The organism is Sulfitobacter sp. DSM 110093, from assembly GCF_022788715.1.
Lineage (GTDB): Bacteria > Pseudomonadota > Alphaproteobacteria > Rhodobacterales > Rhodobacteraceae > Sulfitobacter.
In genome coordinates this window covers 84,366-100,855 of sequence record NZ_CP085167.1, presented here as the reverse complement: position 1 = coordinate 100,855, position 16,490 = coordinate 84,366, and the positions used below count along the sequence as shown (strand labels likewise).

General features: G+C 59.8%; 15 protein-coding genes. 11 read left to right on the top strand and 4 right to left on the bottom strand.

Features of this window, described 5'->3' with window-relative positions; translation table 11 throughout:
- The first annotated feature begins 49 nt into the window (after positions 1 to 49).
- From tsaE to trxA, 6 genes are read left to right on the top strand one after another with little or no spacing between them, the layout of a single operon-like run.
- A complete protein-coding gene (gene tsaE, locus DSM110093_RS00460) occupies positions 50 to 523 on the top strand; it encodes a tRNA (adenosine(37)-N6)-threonylcarbamoyltransferase complex ATPase subunit type 1 TsaE (protein ID WP_243266211.1) in 474 nt (157 codons plus the stop codon).
- On the top strand, positions 520 to 1,533 hold the full coding sequence (locus DSM110093_RS00455) for a phosphotransferase (protein ID WP_243266210.1): 1,014 nt from the start codon (positions 520 to 522) through the stop codon (positions 1,531 to 1,533). The genes tsaE and DSM110093_RS00455 overlap by 4 nt, the downstream gene beginning before the upstream one ends.
- Positions 1,506 to 2,198, top strand: coding sequence for a nucleotidyltransferase family protein (locus DSM110093_RS00450; protein ID WP_243266209.1), 693 nt, complete (start codon positions 1,506 to 1,508; stop codon positions 2,196 to 2,198). The genes DSM110093_RS00455 and DSM110093_RS00450 overlap by 28 nt, the downstream gene beginning before the upstream one ends.
- Entirely contained in the window at positions 2,191 to 5,148 is a 2,958-nt protein-coding gene (gene addB, locus DSM110093_RS00445; RefSeq protein WP_243266208.1) for a double-strand break repair protein AddB, read from the top strand. Before DSM110093_RS00450 ends, addB begins: the two co-directional genes overlap by 8 nt.
- The gene (addA, locus tag DSM110093_RS00440; protein ID WP_243266207.1) at positions 5,145 to 8,516 is read left to right on the top strand and encodes a double-strand break repair helicase AddA; all 3,372 of its coding nucleotides are present in this window, start codon (positions 5,145 to 5,147) and stop codon (positions 8,514 to 8,516) included. The genes addB and addA overlap by 4 nt, the downstream gene beginning before the upstream one ends.
- 36 nt (positions 8,517 to 8,552) lie before the next feature.
- Positions 8,553 to 8,873, top strand: a complete 321-nt coding sequence (gene trxA, locus DSM110093_RS00435) for a thioredoxin (protein WP_243266206.1) — start codon at positions 8,553 to 8,555, stop codon at positions 8,871 to 8,873.
- Between the two features lie 67 nt (positions 8,874 to 8,940).
- Here trxA and DSM110093_RS00430 read toward each other — a convergent pair whose 3' ends face one another.
- Positions 8,941 to 9,843 (bottom strand): hypothetical protein, encoded by a 903-nt coding sequence (locus tag DSM110093_RS00430; protein ID WP_243266205.1) that lies wholly within the window; start codon positions 9,841 to 9,843, stop codon positions 8,941 to 8,943.
- A 100-nt stretch (positions 9,844 to 9,943) separates the two neighbouring features.
- Here DSM110093_RS00430 and hslV point away from each other — a divergent pair, with 100 nt between their 5' ends.
- Genes hslV through DSM110093_RS00415 form a run of 3 tightly spaced genes read left to right on the top strand, consistent with a single transcriptional unit; the run spans position 9,944 to position 13,064 of the window.
- Positions 9,944 to 10,504 carry an ATP-dependent protease subunit HslV gene (gene hslV, locus DSM110093_RS00425; RefSeq protein WP_243266204.1) on the top strand — a complete coding sequence of 187 codons (561 nt, stop codon included), beginning with the start codon at positions 9,944 to 9,946 and terminating at the stop codon, positions 10,502 to 10,504.
- Positions 10,501 to 11,808, top strand: coding sequence for an ATP-dependent protease ATPase subunit HslU (hslU, locus tag DSM110093_RS00420; RefSeq protein ID WP_243266203.1), 1,308 nt, complete (start codon positions 10,501 to 10,503; stop codon positions 11,806 to 11,808). The genes hslV and hslU overlap by 4 nt, the downstream gene beginning before the upstream one ends.
- A 38-nt stretch (positions 11,809 to 11,846) precedes the next feature.
- Positions 11,847 to 13,064: an MFS transporter gene (locus DSM110093_RS00415; RefSeq protein ID WP_243266202.1), complete on the top strand. Its 1,218-nt coding sequence runs from the start codon at positions 11,847 to 11,849 to the stop codon at positions 13,062 to 13,064.
- Here the strand turns inward: DSM110093_RS00415 and DSM110093_RS00410 are convergent.
- From DSM110093_RS00410 to DSM110093_RS00400, 3 genes are read right to left on the bottom strand one after another with little or no spacing between them, the layout of a single operon-like run.
- Positions 13,061 to 13,645, bottom strand: a complete 585-nt coding sequence (locus DSM110093_RS00410; RefSeq protein WP_243266201.1) for a Smr/MutS family protein — start codon at positions 13,643 to 13,645, stop codon at positions 13,061 to 13,063. The two genes, DSM110093_RS00415 and DSM110093_RS00410, sit on opposite strands and share 4 nt — an antisense overlap.
- Positions 13,642 to 14,634 carry an MltA domain-containing protein gene (locus tag DSM110093_RS00405; RefSeq protein ID WP_243266200.1) on the bottom strand — a complete coding sequence of 331 codons (993 nt, stop codon included), beginning with the start codon at positions 14,632 to 14,634 and terminating at the stop codon, positions 13,642 to 13,644. Before DSM110093_RS00405 ends, DSM110093_RS00410 begins: the two co-directional genes overlap by 4 nt.
- Positions 14,635 to 14,675: 41 nt before the next feature.
- A complete protein-coding gene (locus tag DSM110093_RS00400) occupies positions 14,676 to 15,335 on the bottom strand; it encodes a Tim44/TimA family putative adaptor protein (RefSeq protein WP_243266199.1) in 660 nt (219 codons plus the stop codon).
- 104 nt (positions 15,336 to 15,439) lie between these two features.
- Between DSM110093_RS00400 and DSM110093_RS00395 the strand changes: the two genes are divergently transcribed.
- On the top strand, positions 15,440 to 15,940 hold the full coding sequence (locus DSM110093_RS00395; protein WP_243266198.1) for an FxsA family protein: 501 nt from the start codon (positions 15,440 to 15,442) through the stop codon (positions 15,938 to 15,940).
- A 65-nt stretch (positions 15,941 to 16,005) separates the two neighbouring features.
- Positions 16,006 to 16,488 (top strand): protein-export chaperone SecB, encoded by a 483-nt coding sequence (gene secB / locus DSM110093_RS00390; protein ID WP_243266197.1) that lies wholly within the window; start codon positions 16,006 to 16,008, stop codon positions 16,486 to 16,488.
- Positions 16,489 to 16,490 lie beyond the last annotated feature (2 nt).

Genomic DNA, 16,490 nt, shown 5'->3' with positions numbered 1-16,490 from the left:
CCATCCGCTTTGATCTTGCGGCTGCGCGTCGGCACGCTAAGCATGGGGCATGTCCGAAGATACACTTTCCCTCCTGCTCAGCGGCCCGGATGAGACCGCCCAGCACGCGCGGCAATTGGCCCGCCGTCTATCCCCCGGCGATGTTGTCCTGCTCAGCGGCGATGTTGGAGCGGGTAAAACCCATTTCGCTCGTGCGTTAATCTCTGAACTGCTCGACTATCCCGAAGACATCCCCTCGCCCACCTTCACGCTGGTGCAGATTTATGAGGTGCAAGGCGGCGCGATCTGGCACGCTGACCTGTACCGGCTAACCTCTACCCATGAGATTGAGGAACTGGGGCTGATTGACGCATTCCACGATGTGATCTGTCTGGTGGAATGGCCGGATCGTCTGGGGCCGCTCGCACCCCACGGGGCGCTGCACATCACCCTTGCCCCGGACGCCGAAGAAGACACCCGCACACTGACCGCCAAATGGATTGGCGCCGATTGGGCCGACAAGTTGGTCGAGTGGCACAGATGACCCAGCGCACCCCCCTGATCGAAACCTTCCTGCGAAATGCAGGCTGGTCTGATGCCACGCGAAAACTGCTGGCCGGTGACGCCTCAAACCGGCGTTATGATCGGCTTCGCAGAACGAATGGTAAAACTGCAATATTGATGGACGCCCCGCCTGACCGCGGCGAAGATGTGCGCCCCTTCTTTCAGGTTGCTAAACATCTGACGGCCAACAACCTCAGCGCGCCCCAAATTTACCACATAAACAGCGACCACGGGCTCTTGCTGATCGAAGACCTTGGTGACGCATTATTTGCCAGGCTGATGGCAACCGATCCTGCTCAGGAACTTCCGCTTTACCGTGCCGCGACCGACGTGCTGGTCCAACTCCATGCCGCGCCCCTGCCCGATCTGCCGATCTGCGATGCCAATTGGCTCACTGAAATGGCGGCCCCTGCGTTCGATTTCTATGCGCCGGACAGCGGGCAAGGCCCAAACGCCGCTTTTGAGCAGGCCTTTCACCCTCTTGCAACCGCATTGGATGCCGCGCCCAAAGTCGTGATCCTGCGCGACTACCACGCCGAAAACCTGCTTTGGTTGCCACAGCGTACAGGGGCCGCGCGTGTGGGCCTGCTAGATTTCCAAGATGCACTGCTGGGCCACCCGGCCTATGATCTTGTCTCGATCCTGCAAGATGCCCGCCGCGATGTTTCGCGCGCGACCGAAGCAAAGATAGTGGACTATTATCTTGCCCAGACCGGGCAGGACGAAACCGCCTTCCGGCACGCATATGCTCTGCTTGGTACGCAGCGCAACCTGCGCATCCTCGGTATCTTTGCCCGCCTCTGCATACGCGATGGCAAACCGCATTATGTCGACCTGATCCCCCGTGTTTGGCAACATTTGCAACACAACCTAAGCCATCCCGCGCTATCCACTGTGGCAGACAGTATCGCGGGCGCACTGCCCCATCCTACCCCCGATTTTCTGGAGCATTTGAAAAGCCAATGCGCGAGTACCCCGACGCCATCATGATGTTTGCTGCCGGGTTCGGCACGCGCATGAAGCATCTTACCCAAAACCAGCCCAAGCCGATGGTGCCGGTCGCCGGTCGCCCGCTGATTGACCACGCGCTTGACCTTGCCCAAGCGGTTTCGCCTGCGCGGATCGTCGCGAACCTGCATTACTTGCCCGATCAGCTAGACACACATCTGCGCGCACAAGGCGTCGAGACGATCACTGAGACGCCTGACATCCTCGATACCGGCGGCGGGCTGCGCAATGCGCTGCCTCTGCTGGGCTCAGATCCGGTTTTCACCATGAACAGTGACGCAATCTGGGCAGGACCAAACCCATTAGAGAGCCTGCGCGCCGCATGGAATCCGGCACGAATGGATGCGCTTTTGATGACGGTGCCGCTGGAAAACACTCTTGGTCACGGTGGCGAGGGCGATTTCACCATCGCAACAGATGGCCGCCTTAAACGGGGGCCGGGGCAAGTCTATGGTGGGGTACAGATCATTAGAACCGATCTTCTGGCTGAGATTGAGGCCGATGCATTCTCGCTTAACCTAATATGGGACATGATGCTGCACCGCGAGAGGGTGTTTGGCCTGTCCTATGAAGGACGTTGGTGCGATGTGGGTCACCCCGGCGGCATTGCCCTCGCCGAAGGTCTGTTGGCAGGTACCCATGTTTGAGCCGCAAGAGACACCCCGCATCTTCGGCCTAGCCCCCGGCGTCGACTTCCCGCGCGGGTTGGTGCGCGGGCTCTGCGAACGTCTGGAAAACGGCCCGCCCGAGGCGATGGCGCGGGTCGAACTCATCGTGAACACCAACCGCATGGCACGCCGATTGCGCCATGATTTTGATGCGGGTCCGGCAGGCTTCCTGCCACGCATCCGGCTGATTACCGACCTTGACGCATTGGCGCCCGGTGTTGCCCTGCCAGCGCCGACACCGCCCCTGCAACGGCGGCTCGAACTAATTCAACTGGTCTCGCGCCTGCTGGATGCCGCGCCGGATCTCGCGCCGCGTGCGTCACTTTATGCACTGTCTGACAGCCTTGCCGGGTTGATCGACGAGATGCAGGGCGAAGGCGTTTCGCCCGAAACCGTGGCCGGGCTGGACGTGGGTCACCTTTCGGCCCATTGGGAGCGTGCGCAGCGTTTTCTTGCCATCGCCCATGACTATCTTGGCCAGACCACCACCCGCCCCGACGCCGAGGCGCGGCGGCGTCAACTGGTCGCCCGGATCATTACCCGTTGGCAGGACAATCCACCGCAGCATCCGGTGATCCTTGCAGGCTCCACCGGTTCGCGCGGCACGACCGCCTTGCTGATGGAGGCCGTGGCCCGCCTGCCCCAAGGCGCGATCATCCTGCCTGGGTTCGATTTCGAGATGCCGACCGCCGTTTGGAACGAATTAGATCAGGCGCTTTTGGCCGAAGATCATCCGCAATACCGTTTCCGCAAGCTAATGAATATGCTCGGCGTTTCGCGGGGGGCGATTGAACCGTGGTGCGACATGCCTGCCGTTTCTGCGGCACGTAACAAGCTGCTGTCGCTTTCGCTCCGGCCTGCGCCGGTCACCCATGCTTGGCTGAATGAGGGGCCAAAGCTGGAAGACCTACATGGTGCCACGGCTGACATCACCCTGATCGAAGCGCCCACGCCGCGGGTCGAAGCGCTGGCCATTGCGTTGCGTCTGCGCCAAGCTGCCGAAGACGGGGTGAAAGCCGCGTTGATCACGCCCGACCGGATGCTGACCCGGCAGGTTACCGCAGCCCTTGATCGGTGGAATATCCTTCCCGATGATAGTGCCGGGATGCCGCTGCAACTGTCCCCTCCGGGGCGGTTCCTGCGCCATGTGGCGGCGCTGTTTGTCCGGAAACTGGATGCCGAAGCGCTGCTGACCCTATTGAAACATCCGCTGACACACAGCGGCGCGGGGCGGAACTTTCACCAGCTCTATACCCAGCGGTTGGAGGCCGAGATCCGGCGTCACGGGCTGCCCTATCCCGACGCCGAAGGGTTGACCGAAATCGCGGAACGCGCGGCAAAGCGGATGGAAGACCCCAGCGGTTTCCGCGATTGGGTTGCTTGGCTGGGCGAGGTTTTCCCCGGCCATGACGCCCCCGGTGAGCGGCCCCTGCCCGATTGCGTCGCCGCACATTTGGCGCTGGCCGAAAGGATCGCCGCCGGACAACCCGCCGACCCCGATCACCTGCTCTGGCAACATGGCGCTGGCATTGCGGCGGAAGCTGTGATGGCAAACCTCACCGAACACGCCGTGCACGGCGGCGCGATGAATGCGGCTGATTATGCCGATTTGTTGGGCGCGCTGCTGTCCCAAGAAGAGGTGCGCGAGGCCGACACCCCGCACCCCGACATCATGATCTGGGGCACGATGGAGGCGCGGGTTCAGGGCGCTGATCTGGTCATCCTTGGCGGCCTTAATGAAGGCACTTGGCCCGAAGCACCGCCACCCGATCCGTGGCTGAACCGCCAAATGCGCGAGAAGGCGGGCCTGCTGCTGCCCGAGCGGCGCGTCGGTCTTTCGGCGCATGACTACCAACAGGCGATCGCTAGCCCCGAGGTTTGGATCACCCGCGCGATCCGCTCGGATGAAGCCGAAATGGTGCCTTCGCGCTGGTTGAACCGGCTGGGCAACCTGCTGGGGGGGTTGGGCGAAACCGGTGGACCGGAAGCATGGAAAGCAATGCAGCAACGCGGCGGCTATTGGCTGGATCAGGTGCGTGCCTTGGAAACAGTGGAGCGTACCGCCGCCGCGCCGCGCCCGTCGCCCCGGCCCCCACGGGCGGCGCGGCCCCGCAAGTTGTCGGTGACTGAGGTCAAGACGCTGATCCGCGATCCCTATGCCATCTATGCCAAACACAGTCTGAAACTGCGCGCCATAAACCCGCTGGTGCAGTCACCCGACGCCCCCGTGCGCGGTATTGTTCTGCACCGCATAATGGAGGACTTCGTAAAGCTGGTGGCGCGCGATCCAGCGCGGCTAACCCGTGAAACCCTTCTCGAAGTTGCCTCTCAGGTTTTGGAGGAGGAAGCCCCTTGGCCCGCTGCCCGCGCCATGTGGCTGGCGCGGATCGACCGGATCGCTGATTGGTTCATCGCCCGCGAGCGGACCCGCGCGGATTTCTCCAGCCCCGTCGCTTTTGAGCAGGGCGCGCGCGGCAGTTATACCTTCGCGGACCTCGGCTTTACCCTCAGCGGTTTTGCCGACCGGATCGACCAGACCGAAGACGGCGATGTGCTGATCTATGATTACAAGACCGGCACGCCGCCGGGCAAAAAGGAACAGCGGTTGTTCGACAAACAACTGCTGATCGAAGCGGCGATGGTCGAACGTGGAGGGTTTCCCGAGGTGGGCGTGGCCCATGTGGCGCATGCGGCCTTCATCGGCTTGGGCTCCAAACCCGTCGAAGTGCCCGCCCCCTTGGATGAGGAAAACCCCCAAGAGGTGCTCGCTGGTCTGCATGCGCTACTGTCGCGCTACCTTGACGAAGGCCAAGGGTTTACCGCCCGGCGCATGGTGCAAAGCGATGGGTTTGCAGGAAACTATGACCAATTGGCCCGCTTTGGCGAATGGGATGGCACCACAGCGGCCAAGCCAGAGGATCTGGAATGATGCGTAATTTCAACGATGCAACCCGGGCCCAGATTGAGGCAGCGCGGCCTGATGCTTCCACTTGGCTGACCGCGAATGCAGGCTCTGGCAAGACCCGCGTGCTGACCGACCGCGTGGCGCGGTTGTTGCTGGATGATGTGGAACCGCAGCATATCCTTTGCCTGACCTATACCAAAGCCGCCGCATCAGAGATGCAGAACCGCCTGTTCAAACGCTTGGGCGAATGGGCGATGCTGAAGGATGAAGCGTTGCGCAGTGCGCTGGCCGATCTTGGCGTACACGGGGAGCTGACGCCCGATCAGCTGCGCAATGCCCGCACCCTTTTCGCCCGCGCGATTGAGACGCCCGGCGGGCTGAAAATTCAAACCATCCACTCCTTCTGCGCGGCCCTCTTGCGGCGTTTCCCGCTGGAGGCGCAGGTCAGCCCACAGTTCACTGAGATCGAAGACCGGGCCGCCGACCTACTACGCGCAGAGATCGTGGATGAAATGGCCGAAGGCGAAGACGCGCATTTGGTGGCCGATATCGCGCGGCACTACACTGGCGAGGATTTCGCCAGCCTGACCCGCAGCATCGTCGGCCAGCGTGACGCTTTTGCCGAAGCGCGGTCATGGGCCGAGATCCTAGCGCTTTTTGACCAACCCGAAGACCTGACCGAAGACAGCATCGCCGGTTCCGTCTTCCTCGGCAGCGAAGCGGCGATGATGGCAGAAATCATCCCGCATCTGTTGGCCAAGGGCGGCAATGACGGCAAAGCGGGCGCGGCCTTGCAAGAGGTCAAACATTACGATCTCTCGGCCCTGCCCCAACTGGAAAGCACCCTGCTGACTGGCAGCGGAGCCAAAGCGCCCTTTACCGCTAAGATCGGCAGTTTTCCAACAAAACCGACGCAAAAGGTCATCGCAGAACAAATGCCGCAGCTAGAGCAGTTGATGCAACGGGTTGAGGACGCCCGCGAGGCGCGGCTTGCCCTGAAAGCGGCGCGCAAAACCTATGTGCTGCACCGTTTTGCGAGCCGTTTCCTTGCGCGTTATGCGGATGAAAAACAAAAGCGGGGCTGGCTTGATTTCGATGATCTGATCCTCAAAGCCCGCGCCCTGTTGACTGACAAAGCCGTGGCTGCTTGGGTGCTTTTCCGGATCGATGGCGGCATTGATCACATCCTGGTAGATGAGGCGCAGGATACCTCTCCGCGCCAGTGGGATGTGATCGAACGGCTGACGGATGAGTTTTACTCCGGTGCCGGGGCCCGCAATGAGGTGGACCGGACGCTGTTCGTCGTAGGTGACAAGAAACAGTCGATCTATTCGTTCCAAGGTGCGGACCCTGAAGAACTGGACCGTAAAGGCGCGGCCTTTGAGCAGAAGATCGGCGAAGCGGGGCAGTTTTTCCAACGCCGCAGCCTTGCGTATTCCTTCCGCTCTTCTTCGGCGATCTTGCAGGCAGTCGATGGGGTGTTTGACCCAGAGATTCAGCCCGGTTTCACGAATGACGGGCATCTGGCCTTTAAGGACCGCCTGCCCGGCCGCGTCGACCTTTGGCCCTTTATCGAAAAGGCTGGCCCCGATGAGGAAGGCGATTGGACCGACCCCGTAGACCGCCGCAGCGCGCGGCATCACACAGTGCAACTGGCGGAACGCATCGCGCGGCGCATCAAAGATCTGACGACCGAAGAACATTACCTGCCCGATGACGCCAAAGGCGGATTGGCGCGGCGTCGCATCCAACCGGGGGATTTTCTGATCCTCGTGCAGCGCCGCTCCGCCCTATTCTCCGAAATTATCCGCGCTTGCAAAGCAGCGGAACTGCCCATCGCCGGGGCGGATCGGCTTAAGGTTGGGGCCGAGCTTGCGGTGCGTGATCTGGCCGCAATCCTGTCGTTCTTGGCAACACCGGATGATGATCTATCACTCGCCACCGCGCTAAAATCGCCGCTTTTCGGATGGTCAGAGCAAGACCTTTTCAGCGTCGCACATTACCGTAAAGAGGATCATCTCTGGCAGGCACTGCGCAACCAAACGGAGGATCATGCCCCTACGCTCGCCGTGCTGCGCGACCTGCGAGCGCAAGTAGATTACCTCCGCCCCTATGATCTGATTGAACGCATTCTTACCCGCCATGATGGCCGTCGCAAACTGCTGGCGCGGCTAGGCCCAGAGGCCGAAGACGGCATCAACGCAATGCTAAGCCAAGCCCTCTCTTATGAGCGCGGCGCAGTGCCCAGCTTGACCGGGTTCTTGCAATGGATGCAAACCGATGATTTGGAGATTAAACGCCAGATCGACAGCGCCTCGAACCAGATCCGGGTGATGACGGTGCATGGCGCCAAGGGGCTGGAAGCGCCCATCGTGATCCTGCCCGACACCGGGCGGCGCGATGTTACGATCAAGGATGAGATCATTACCGTTGGCGGCACTCCCGTATGGAAAGCCGCAGCAGATGATACACCGCAACCGATGCGGACACGGCTGGATGAAATGAAAGAGGCTGCGCTTCAAGAACGGCTTCGACTGTTCTATGTCGCGATGACGCGGGCTGAAAAATGGCTGATTGTGGCGGCTGCGGGGGAGCTATCGAAAGATGAATCCTCTTGGTACCAGATCACCGCTGCCGCTTTGACCCGGCTGAAGGCAGAGCCGTCGGGAGACGATGGCACGCTACGCTATCAGCAGGGCAATTGGGATGCGCTCGACATTGTTGATACACCAGAGGAAATCGTCACAACGCCCCAGCTAGACCCTATTTTTACACGTAGTGCCCCCGCGCCAAGCGGTGAGGCCAAAACTCTATCGCCCTCCGATCTTGGCGGGGCAAAGGCGCTGGCGGGGGAAGCGGGGTTCGACATGGATACCGCGCTGAGCTACGGCACTTTGGTGCATGAATTGCTTGAACATCTCCCGTTGATGGATGCCGATGCGCGTGAGATATTCCTAAACCGCTTGGCACGACATCATCCAACAGAAATGATCGCCAGGGCACAGGATGAAGCCGACGCCGTTCTAAGCGCCCCTGCCCTTCTCGCACTTTTTGCTGACACTGCTCTTGCTGAAGTGCCCGTCACCGGCAGTTTGGGCGCGCAGCGTCTGCATGGGACGATTGACCGGCTGGTAATTACCGAGGATCACATCCTCGCGGTGGATTTCAAGACCAACCGAGTGGTTCCCGGCGCACCGGATGCCTGCCCGGACGGGTTGTTGCGCCAAATGGGGGCCTATGCCCATATGCTGCGGCAAATCTACCCCGACCAACAGATCGAGACGGCAATTCTGTGGACAGCAACACCCGCCCTGATGATGTTACCCAACGATATCGTGACAAATGCGATGCGTGCCCTGCCATATCTTGACGCCACTGCCATGCGTTCATAGGTTCAGGCCTCAACCCATTCCTGTCAGGAGAGCATCATGGCAACCGTCGCAGTCACCGACGACACTTTCGACGCCGAAGTCAAAAATTCGGACATTCCGGTTCTGGTCGATTTCTGGGCCGAATGGTGCGGCCCGTGCAAACAAATTGGCCCTTCGCTGGAAGAGCTTTCGGCTGAAATGGACGGCCGCGTGAAGATCGTTAAAGTCAACGTCGACGAAAACCCCAACTCGCCCGCTCAGGTTGGCGTGCGCGGTATTCCGGCGCTGTTCATCTTTAAAGACGGTCAGGTCGTATCGAACCTTGCTGGTGCGCGCCCAAAGGCCGCTCTGCAAAGCTGGATCGAAGAATCCATCTAAATTCAGTAATTTACTGAATTATCGTTACGAAAATGGGCGCCTTTCGGGGCGCCCTTTTCATTGGGGGCTACACCGGCCAGCCAAAGCGACGAAACCTTGCGGCAATCTTCTTCTCGGCCTCCGCCCGACCTGCGTTGATGCAGTTCTCTTGCCAGAACCACCATAGATCAGCCGCGAAATTCGGCGTAGCCTGTTGAGCAACGGCAAAGCTGTGGCTGAGATCTGCCAGATCTGCCCTGACACCGATATGATGAAAGTCGATTTCACCAAACAACAGGGCCGGTTTTCCAAAGAAATACCCTGAGAAAGCAGCCGCAGAATTCTGGGTCACGACAAAATCGCAGCCCTGCAAATGAAGCTCCATATCACCCGATGTCAGGGTTAGACGCGGGTGCCGCGCTGCAAGGCTTTCAAGCGCCGACAACTCCTCTGAACTATAGGCTTCTTTTGGGTGCAAGGCCGCCACAACAGCGCCCGGGCAGTGCGCGAGCGTATGCCCTAACATCGCTAGCGGGCTGCACGATTGGAACGGCCGCCGCTGTAACAGGCGGCCCTGTAGCGGCACATAGATCGGCCCATCCCGGCGAGCTTGTTGCGGAGCTTCGCCAAACAGGCGTTTTTGCCAAAATTTATAGAACCGTTTTACAGCCTCAGGGTCGATATTCACTGGATCAAACTTGGATTGGGCCACATCCCATAGCCAACGCTCTGGTCGCGCTTCGATCTGCCAGAACGGGTAGTGGTAGCAGCGGCGAAACACCAAGCCGTGCGCCGTTGGGGCAGGGGCCATATGGGTCAGTGATAGGCCATTTGGGTCACCTAAAGGGTCGTCGATATTGCGGTATGTGACCCTAAGTTGGGCATTCACAAGAACACGGGCGACTTTACTAATGAAGTTATGTGCGCCAGCTTCTGCGCTCTCCCGCAGTGGGGGTTCCAGATAGATATCAACGTGGGCGCGATCCTGCATAGCGCAGAGGCTAGACCGCCGCCCGTCCGCCCACAAGCGCCGCTGCCCTTGTCCTGCCTTGCCACGGGGGCCATATAGACGCCAAGCGACAGGAGGCCCCATGGCACAGAACGACGATTTCCCCGGTTGGCACGGGACCACGATCATTGGCGTCAAAAAAGGCGGCGAAGTGGTGATTGCCGGTGACGGACAGGTCAGCCTTGGCCAGACCGTAATCAAAGGCACCGCGCGCAAAGTGCGCAAACTTAGCCCCGGCGGCTATGACGTTGTGGCGGGGTTTGCGGGCTCTACTGCCGATGCGTTTACACTGCTGGAGCGGCTGGAGGCCAAGCTGGAAGCGACACCGGGGCAACTGGCCCGTGCGAGTGTTGAGCTGGCGAAGGACTGGCGCACCGATAAGTACCTGCAAAAGCTGGAAGCGATGTTGATCGTGACCGACGGGAAAGACCTGCTGGTCATCACCGGCGCGGGCGATGTGCTGGAGCCGGAGCACGAAGTCGCCGCGATTGGTTCGGGTGGGAACTACGCCCTCGCCGCGGCACGCGGCATGATGGAAAGCGACCGTGATGCCGAAACCATCGCCCGCGACGCCATGGCGATCGCCGCCGACATCTGCGTCTACACCAACGGCAAACTCACCGTGGAGAAAATCACCGCATGACTGACCTGACCCCCCGCGAGATCGTATCCGAACTGGACCGCTATATCATCGGCCAGAATGACGCCAAACGCGCCGTCGCCGTGGCGCTGCGCAACCGGTGGCGACGCAAGCAGCTGTCGGATGATCTGCGCGACGAAGTGTATCCCAAAAACATCTTGATGATCGGCCCCACCGGCGTCGGTAAGACCGAGATCAGCCGCCGTTTAGCCAAGTTGGCCCGTGCGCCGTTTATTAAGATCGAAGCCACCAAGTTTACCGAAGTCGGCTATGTCGGCCGGGACGTCGAACAGATCATCCGCGATCTGCTCGACAGTTCTATCGCCATGACCCGGGAATTCATGCGCGAGGATGTGAAGACCAAGGCAGAGCAAGCCGCCGAAGAGCGCGTGATCGACGCCATCGCCGGGACTGACGCCCGTGATGGAACGCGTGAGATGTTCCGCAAGAAACTCCGCAACGGTGAATTGGACGACACGATGATCGAGCTTGAGGTCGCCGACACCTCCAGCCCGTTCCCGATGATGGACATTCCCGGCCAACCCGGCGGCGGCGCAGGGATGATGAACCTTGGCGATTTGTTCGGCAAAGCCATGGGCGGGCGTACCACTAAAAAGCGCCTCGCCGTTGCTGACAGCTATGAGGTGCTGTTGGGCGAAGAGGCCGACAAACTGCTGGATGATGAGGCCGTGAACCGCGCCGCCATCGAAGCCGTAGAGCAGAACGGTATCGTATTCCTTGACGAAATCGACAAGGTCTGCGCCCGTTCTGACGCGCGTGGTGGTGATGTTTCACGTGAAGGTGTGCAGCGCGATCTGTTGCCGCTGATCGAAGGCACAGTCGTTTCGACCAAACATGGCCCGGTGAAAACCGATCATATCCTCTTTATCGCTTCGGGTGCGTTCCACATCGCTAAACCATCGGATCTGCTGCCCGAACTTCAGGGCCGTTTGCCGATCCGCGTGGAACTGCGGGCGCTGACCGAAGAGGATTTTGTCCGCATCCTGACCGAAACCGACAACGCCCTGACCCGCCAATACACTGCCCTGATGGAGACAGAGCAACTGACCGTCACCTTCACCGAAGAAGGCATCGCAGCGCTGGCCAAAATTGCGGCGGATGTGAACACGTCGGTTGAAAACATCGGTGCGCGGCGGCTCTATACCGTGATGGAACGGGTGTTCGAGGAAGTCTCGTTCGACGCGCCAGACCGTTCGGGGCAAGAGATCACCGTCGATGCGGATTTTGTTGAAAAGAACTTGGGCGAATTGACCCGTTCGACGGATCTTAGCCGCTACGTTCTTTAGGGCTTCCCTTTCCTCCATGCCCCGGCGATGAAAGGGGCATGGAGTACCTTGGATTTTTGCGGCGTAACTGGCTGTTTCTGCTGGCTGGTTTCTTGCTCACCTTTACCTCGTCTTATGGGCAAACCTATTTCATCTCTCTGTTTGCGGGGGTGATAAAGGGTGATTTCGGCCTAAGTGACGGTCAATGGGGTGGCATCTATACCGTTGGCACCACGCTTTCGGCGATAACCATGGTTTGGGCCGGGGTGCTGACGGACCGGTTCCGCGTCCGGGCGCTGGCCTTTGGCGTGATGGTGGCGCTTGCTGGTGCCTGTTTGGCAATGGCAGCGGTGCCAAACTGGATCGCGCTGATCTTTGTCATCTATGCACTGCGGCTGACCGGACAGGGGATGATGTCTCAGCTGGGACAGGTCGCCATGGTCCGCTGGTTCGAAGCCTCGCGCGGGAAGGCGCTTTCGCTTTCCTCAATGGGTTTCGCGGCCGGTCAGGCATTTCTACCAGTGATTTTTGTAGCGCTTTTCGCCAGTTCTCATTGGCGTAGCCTTTGGGTGCTGGCTGCGGTGCTGGTGGTGTTGACGATCCCCGCGATCCTACTGCTGCTACGGCAAGAGCGAACACCGCAAAGCATGGCCGATCAGGCGCAGCGCGCGGGCATGAACGGGCGCCATTGGACACGGGGTGAAATGCTGCGCTCTGGCTTATTCTGGATGATGATCCCGATGGCCATCGGCCCCGCAGCATGGGGCACGGCGCTGTTCTTTCAACAGGTGCACCTAACCGAGGTGAAGGGCTGGGAGCTGGTCGAGTTTGTGGCGCTGATGCCGGTTTACACTCTATCGGCGGTGGCCTGTACGTTCCTTTCCGGCTGGGCGATCGACCGCTTTGGCGTCAGCCGCGTGCTGCGCATACAGATGCTGCCCTTTGCGTTGTCTTTCGTTGTATTGGCCTATGCCGATACGCTGTGGATGGCAGGGATCGCGTTGGTGATCTTTGGTGCCGGGCAGGGGATGCAATCGACTGCACCGGCGGCGTTTTGGGCGGAATATTACGGCACACGGCATGTGGGTTCGATCAAAGCGGTTGCAGCGGCACTGATGGTCTTTGGGTCGGCTATTGGGCCGGGGGTTACGGGGCTTTTCATTGACCTTGGCGTCGATTTCCCGCAGCAAATGCTTCCAATTGCAGTGTATTACCTAATCGCCGCCGGTCTCGCGACATGGGCGATCCACCGCTATAAACCTTGGCTGCCCCGTTAACGATGGCGGCGTAGATAGACGTAGTATGCGCCGCCGCCACCATGGCTGATATGGGCTTGTGTAATCTGCAGCACCAACGCGCTTAGCGGCGGCATCGCCAGCCATTGTGGCACCTGATGGCGCAGCACGCCATCGCGCACGGGGATCGGCCCGCCTTCGTCACGGCGTTTGCCCTTGCCGGTAATCACCAGCACCAGCCGTTTGCCGCGCGCGTGGGCGTCCATGATAAAGCCGTTCAGCGCGGGATGCGCGCGGTCAAGCGTCATGCCATGCAGGTCAATCCGGCCTTCGGGGCGCAGCTTGCCACGTTTCATCTTGCCGAAAGCCTTGTGATCCATCTGAACGGGTGCGGCCTTCATCTGTTCACTCAAGGTGGGGCGCAGATCGTTGCTGCGCTTTTTCGCGGTCGTCTGGGGTTTGCTGCCCTGAAGCGTTATCTTGGCCCGTCGCACCTGTGGCGGGGCAGGGGCGGGCGCGTCGATTTCGGGCGTGAAAAGCTTGCTCATTTCCAGCTTTTCAGTCCGCTCGGTCACCCGGCGCCAAAGCGCTAGGTCATCGTCATTTAACCGCCGCCGTTTCATATCGCGCTTTCGGGTAAGAAAGCATAGGCGCGTTGGATTGGCATCAGCACCATCATCCGACCCGGATCGCGCAAGCGCCCAGCGGCGCGGCCTGCCTTGTCTCCGGTGCCAAAAAATACATCAGCACGCTGCGTGCCTTTGATGGCCGAGCCGGTGTCTTGCGCAACCATCAAACGACGCATCGGTTTCTTGCCTTCTTTCTCTAACCATACCGGCGCACCCAGTGGGACATAGGCCGGGTCCACTGCGACGCTGCGTAGGGTGGTGATAGAGCGGTTCATCGCCCCCAGCGGCCCTTTATCGGCGGGCACGCGGCTAACCTCACGGAAAAATACATAGGACGGGTTGTGATACAGCAATTCGCGACCATCCTCGGGGTTACGGCGCACCCAGTTCTTAATCACATCGGCGCTTACTTGATGCGCCTCATAAACCCCGCGCCGCACCAATTCGACCCCGACCGAACGGTAATCATGGCCGTTGGCACCGCGATAGCCGACACGCAGATAGCTGCCATCGGGCAGGCGGATACGACCAGAACCTTGAATTTGCAGAAAGAAAAGCTCCACCGGGTCATCGACCCATGCGATTTCCAGCCCCCGGTTGCGCATCACTTCGCCGTCTAGGATCTCGCGTCGGGTCAGCCACGGGCGAACCTCCTCGGCCTCGGGCGGCATGGCGTAGATCGGATACTGGAAACGCGCAGAAGGGTAGAGATCACCATCAAGTTCTGGTTCAAAATAACCGGTAAATAGCGCGTCTTGACCATCTTCCATCAGCACTGGTCGGAAGAAAAGCTCAAAGAACTGGCGCGGGTCTAATCCGTCTTTCGCCAGCTTGCACAGCGCACGCCAGTCGATGTCTTTCATATCCCCGCAGGTGCTGGTGAAAACCTCAAACGCGGCGGCGTGGTCATCGTCGGCCCAGCCGTCAAGCTGGTCGAAATCCATAACCGTATAATGCACTTCTGCTGTGGCCGGCGTGTTCATTGATACACCGGCCAACAGCGCAAATGCGCAAAGGGCACGCGCTACCCGTCTGTGGAAACCAGCAGCCAATTCGGATCATCCGAGCCCATGACACGGGCGAAGACCCATGTATCTTTTTGGCGTTTGATTTCGTTGACGCTGCCTTCGACAATCTCCCCTTCACGGTTGCGCACCGCCGAGGTTAATTCGCCGACAAAGCGAATGGTGAGTTCGGCTTCGTTCGTGCCCTCATCCATCCTGGCGTCAATCAGCTCCAGTTCACGCACGCCGATGAAATTGGCCTCGATTGTCAGCCCTTGGTCTTCGCGGGCGGCCACACCGTCAACAAAGCTCTCGTATACATCCTCGGCCAAGAAAGGCTGAATTTCCGCAAGATCGCCGCGCTCATAGCCCATGACGATCATCTCATAAGCGCCGCGTGCGCCTTGCAAGAAATCGTTCACACCAAAAGACGGTTCAACGCGCTTCATCTCGGCAAGCGCTTTGCCCGAAGTGCTGTCTTCGGGGACGTGATCGGTAATATCGAGATCCGGTCCGCCTTCGATCACCTCGAACGACGGACCACTGCGGGCAGCGGGCGTTTGATCGCTGACAGGAGGCTTTTCAAAACCTTCACGTGTGCCGAGCACATTTTTCAGGCGCAGGATCAGGAATACGGCGATACCGGCAAGCACCAGAAGCTGTATCAGGGGAGAATTCATCGAAACCTCATTCAGGGGTGGCATGGAAACATGCGAGTTAAGCTCTTATGTAGGTGTTCGACCGGGGCAAGTCCACTCTGCCCCCAGCGAAAGGACCCTGCCGCATGTGGCTATTGATCGCATTTATCGCCGTGCCTCTTATCGAGATCACGCTTTTCATCCAAGTCGGAGGCGCTATCGGGCTCGGCTGGACACTTGCCGTTGTGGTATTCACTGCCATTCTGGGCACGTGGTTGGTGCGTTCTCAGGGGGCAATAGCCATGGGGCAACTGCGCAGCTCTTTCTCTGATCTGCGCGACCCGACGGAACCTTTGGTACATGGCGCGATGATCCTTTTTTCCGGCGCACTTTTGCTGACGCCGGGTTTTTTCACCGATGCAGTCGGCTTTGCCTTCCTGATCCCGAGCTTTCGGGCGACGGCCTACCGTGCGATCCGTGACCGTGTGAACATCCAAAGCTTTGGCACGCCCGGCGCCGGTATGGGCCCGCGCCCCGGCCCCCAGGGTAGACGCGATCCGCGTGGCGATGTGATCGACGGCGATTTTCATGAGATTCCCGAACAGCCACGCCAGACCAAAGGGCCATCCGGCTGGACAAAGGATTGAGCGGCCCGTGCCGACCTGCTAAGTCCGGGTAGATTTAAGATATTAACCACAACAGGACACAGACCATGGCAGAAAACGAAACACCGCAACCCAAACAACCGCAGATGCGCGTGCTGGGCCAGTTCATCCGCGACATGTCCTTTGAGAACATCATGGCGCAAAAGGGTGCGCCTGCGGATGTGCAACCTGACGTTCAGGTTCAGGTGAACCTCGACGCGAAAAAGCGCCCCGGGGAAAGCCAGTATGAGACGGCGATCAAGCTGAACATCACCTCAAAGGCGAAAGACGGCGACGCAACGCTTTTCGTGTTGGAAATTGACTATGTCGGCATTTTTCAGGTCGACAACGTCCCCGAGGAGCAGATGCACCCCTACCTGCTGATCGAATGCCCGCGCATGATCTTCCCGTTCTTGCGCCGCATTGTCAGCGACGTGACGCGTGACGGTGGCTTCCCGCCGCTGAACCTTGAGAACATCGACTTCCTGTCGCTTTACCGCAACGAAGTCGCGCGCCGTCAGGCCGAAAACCCGCCAAAAGCCGACGCCTAAGC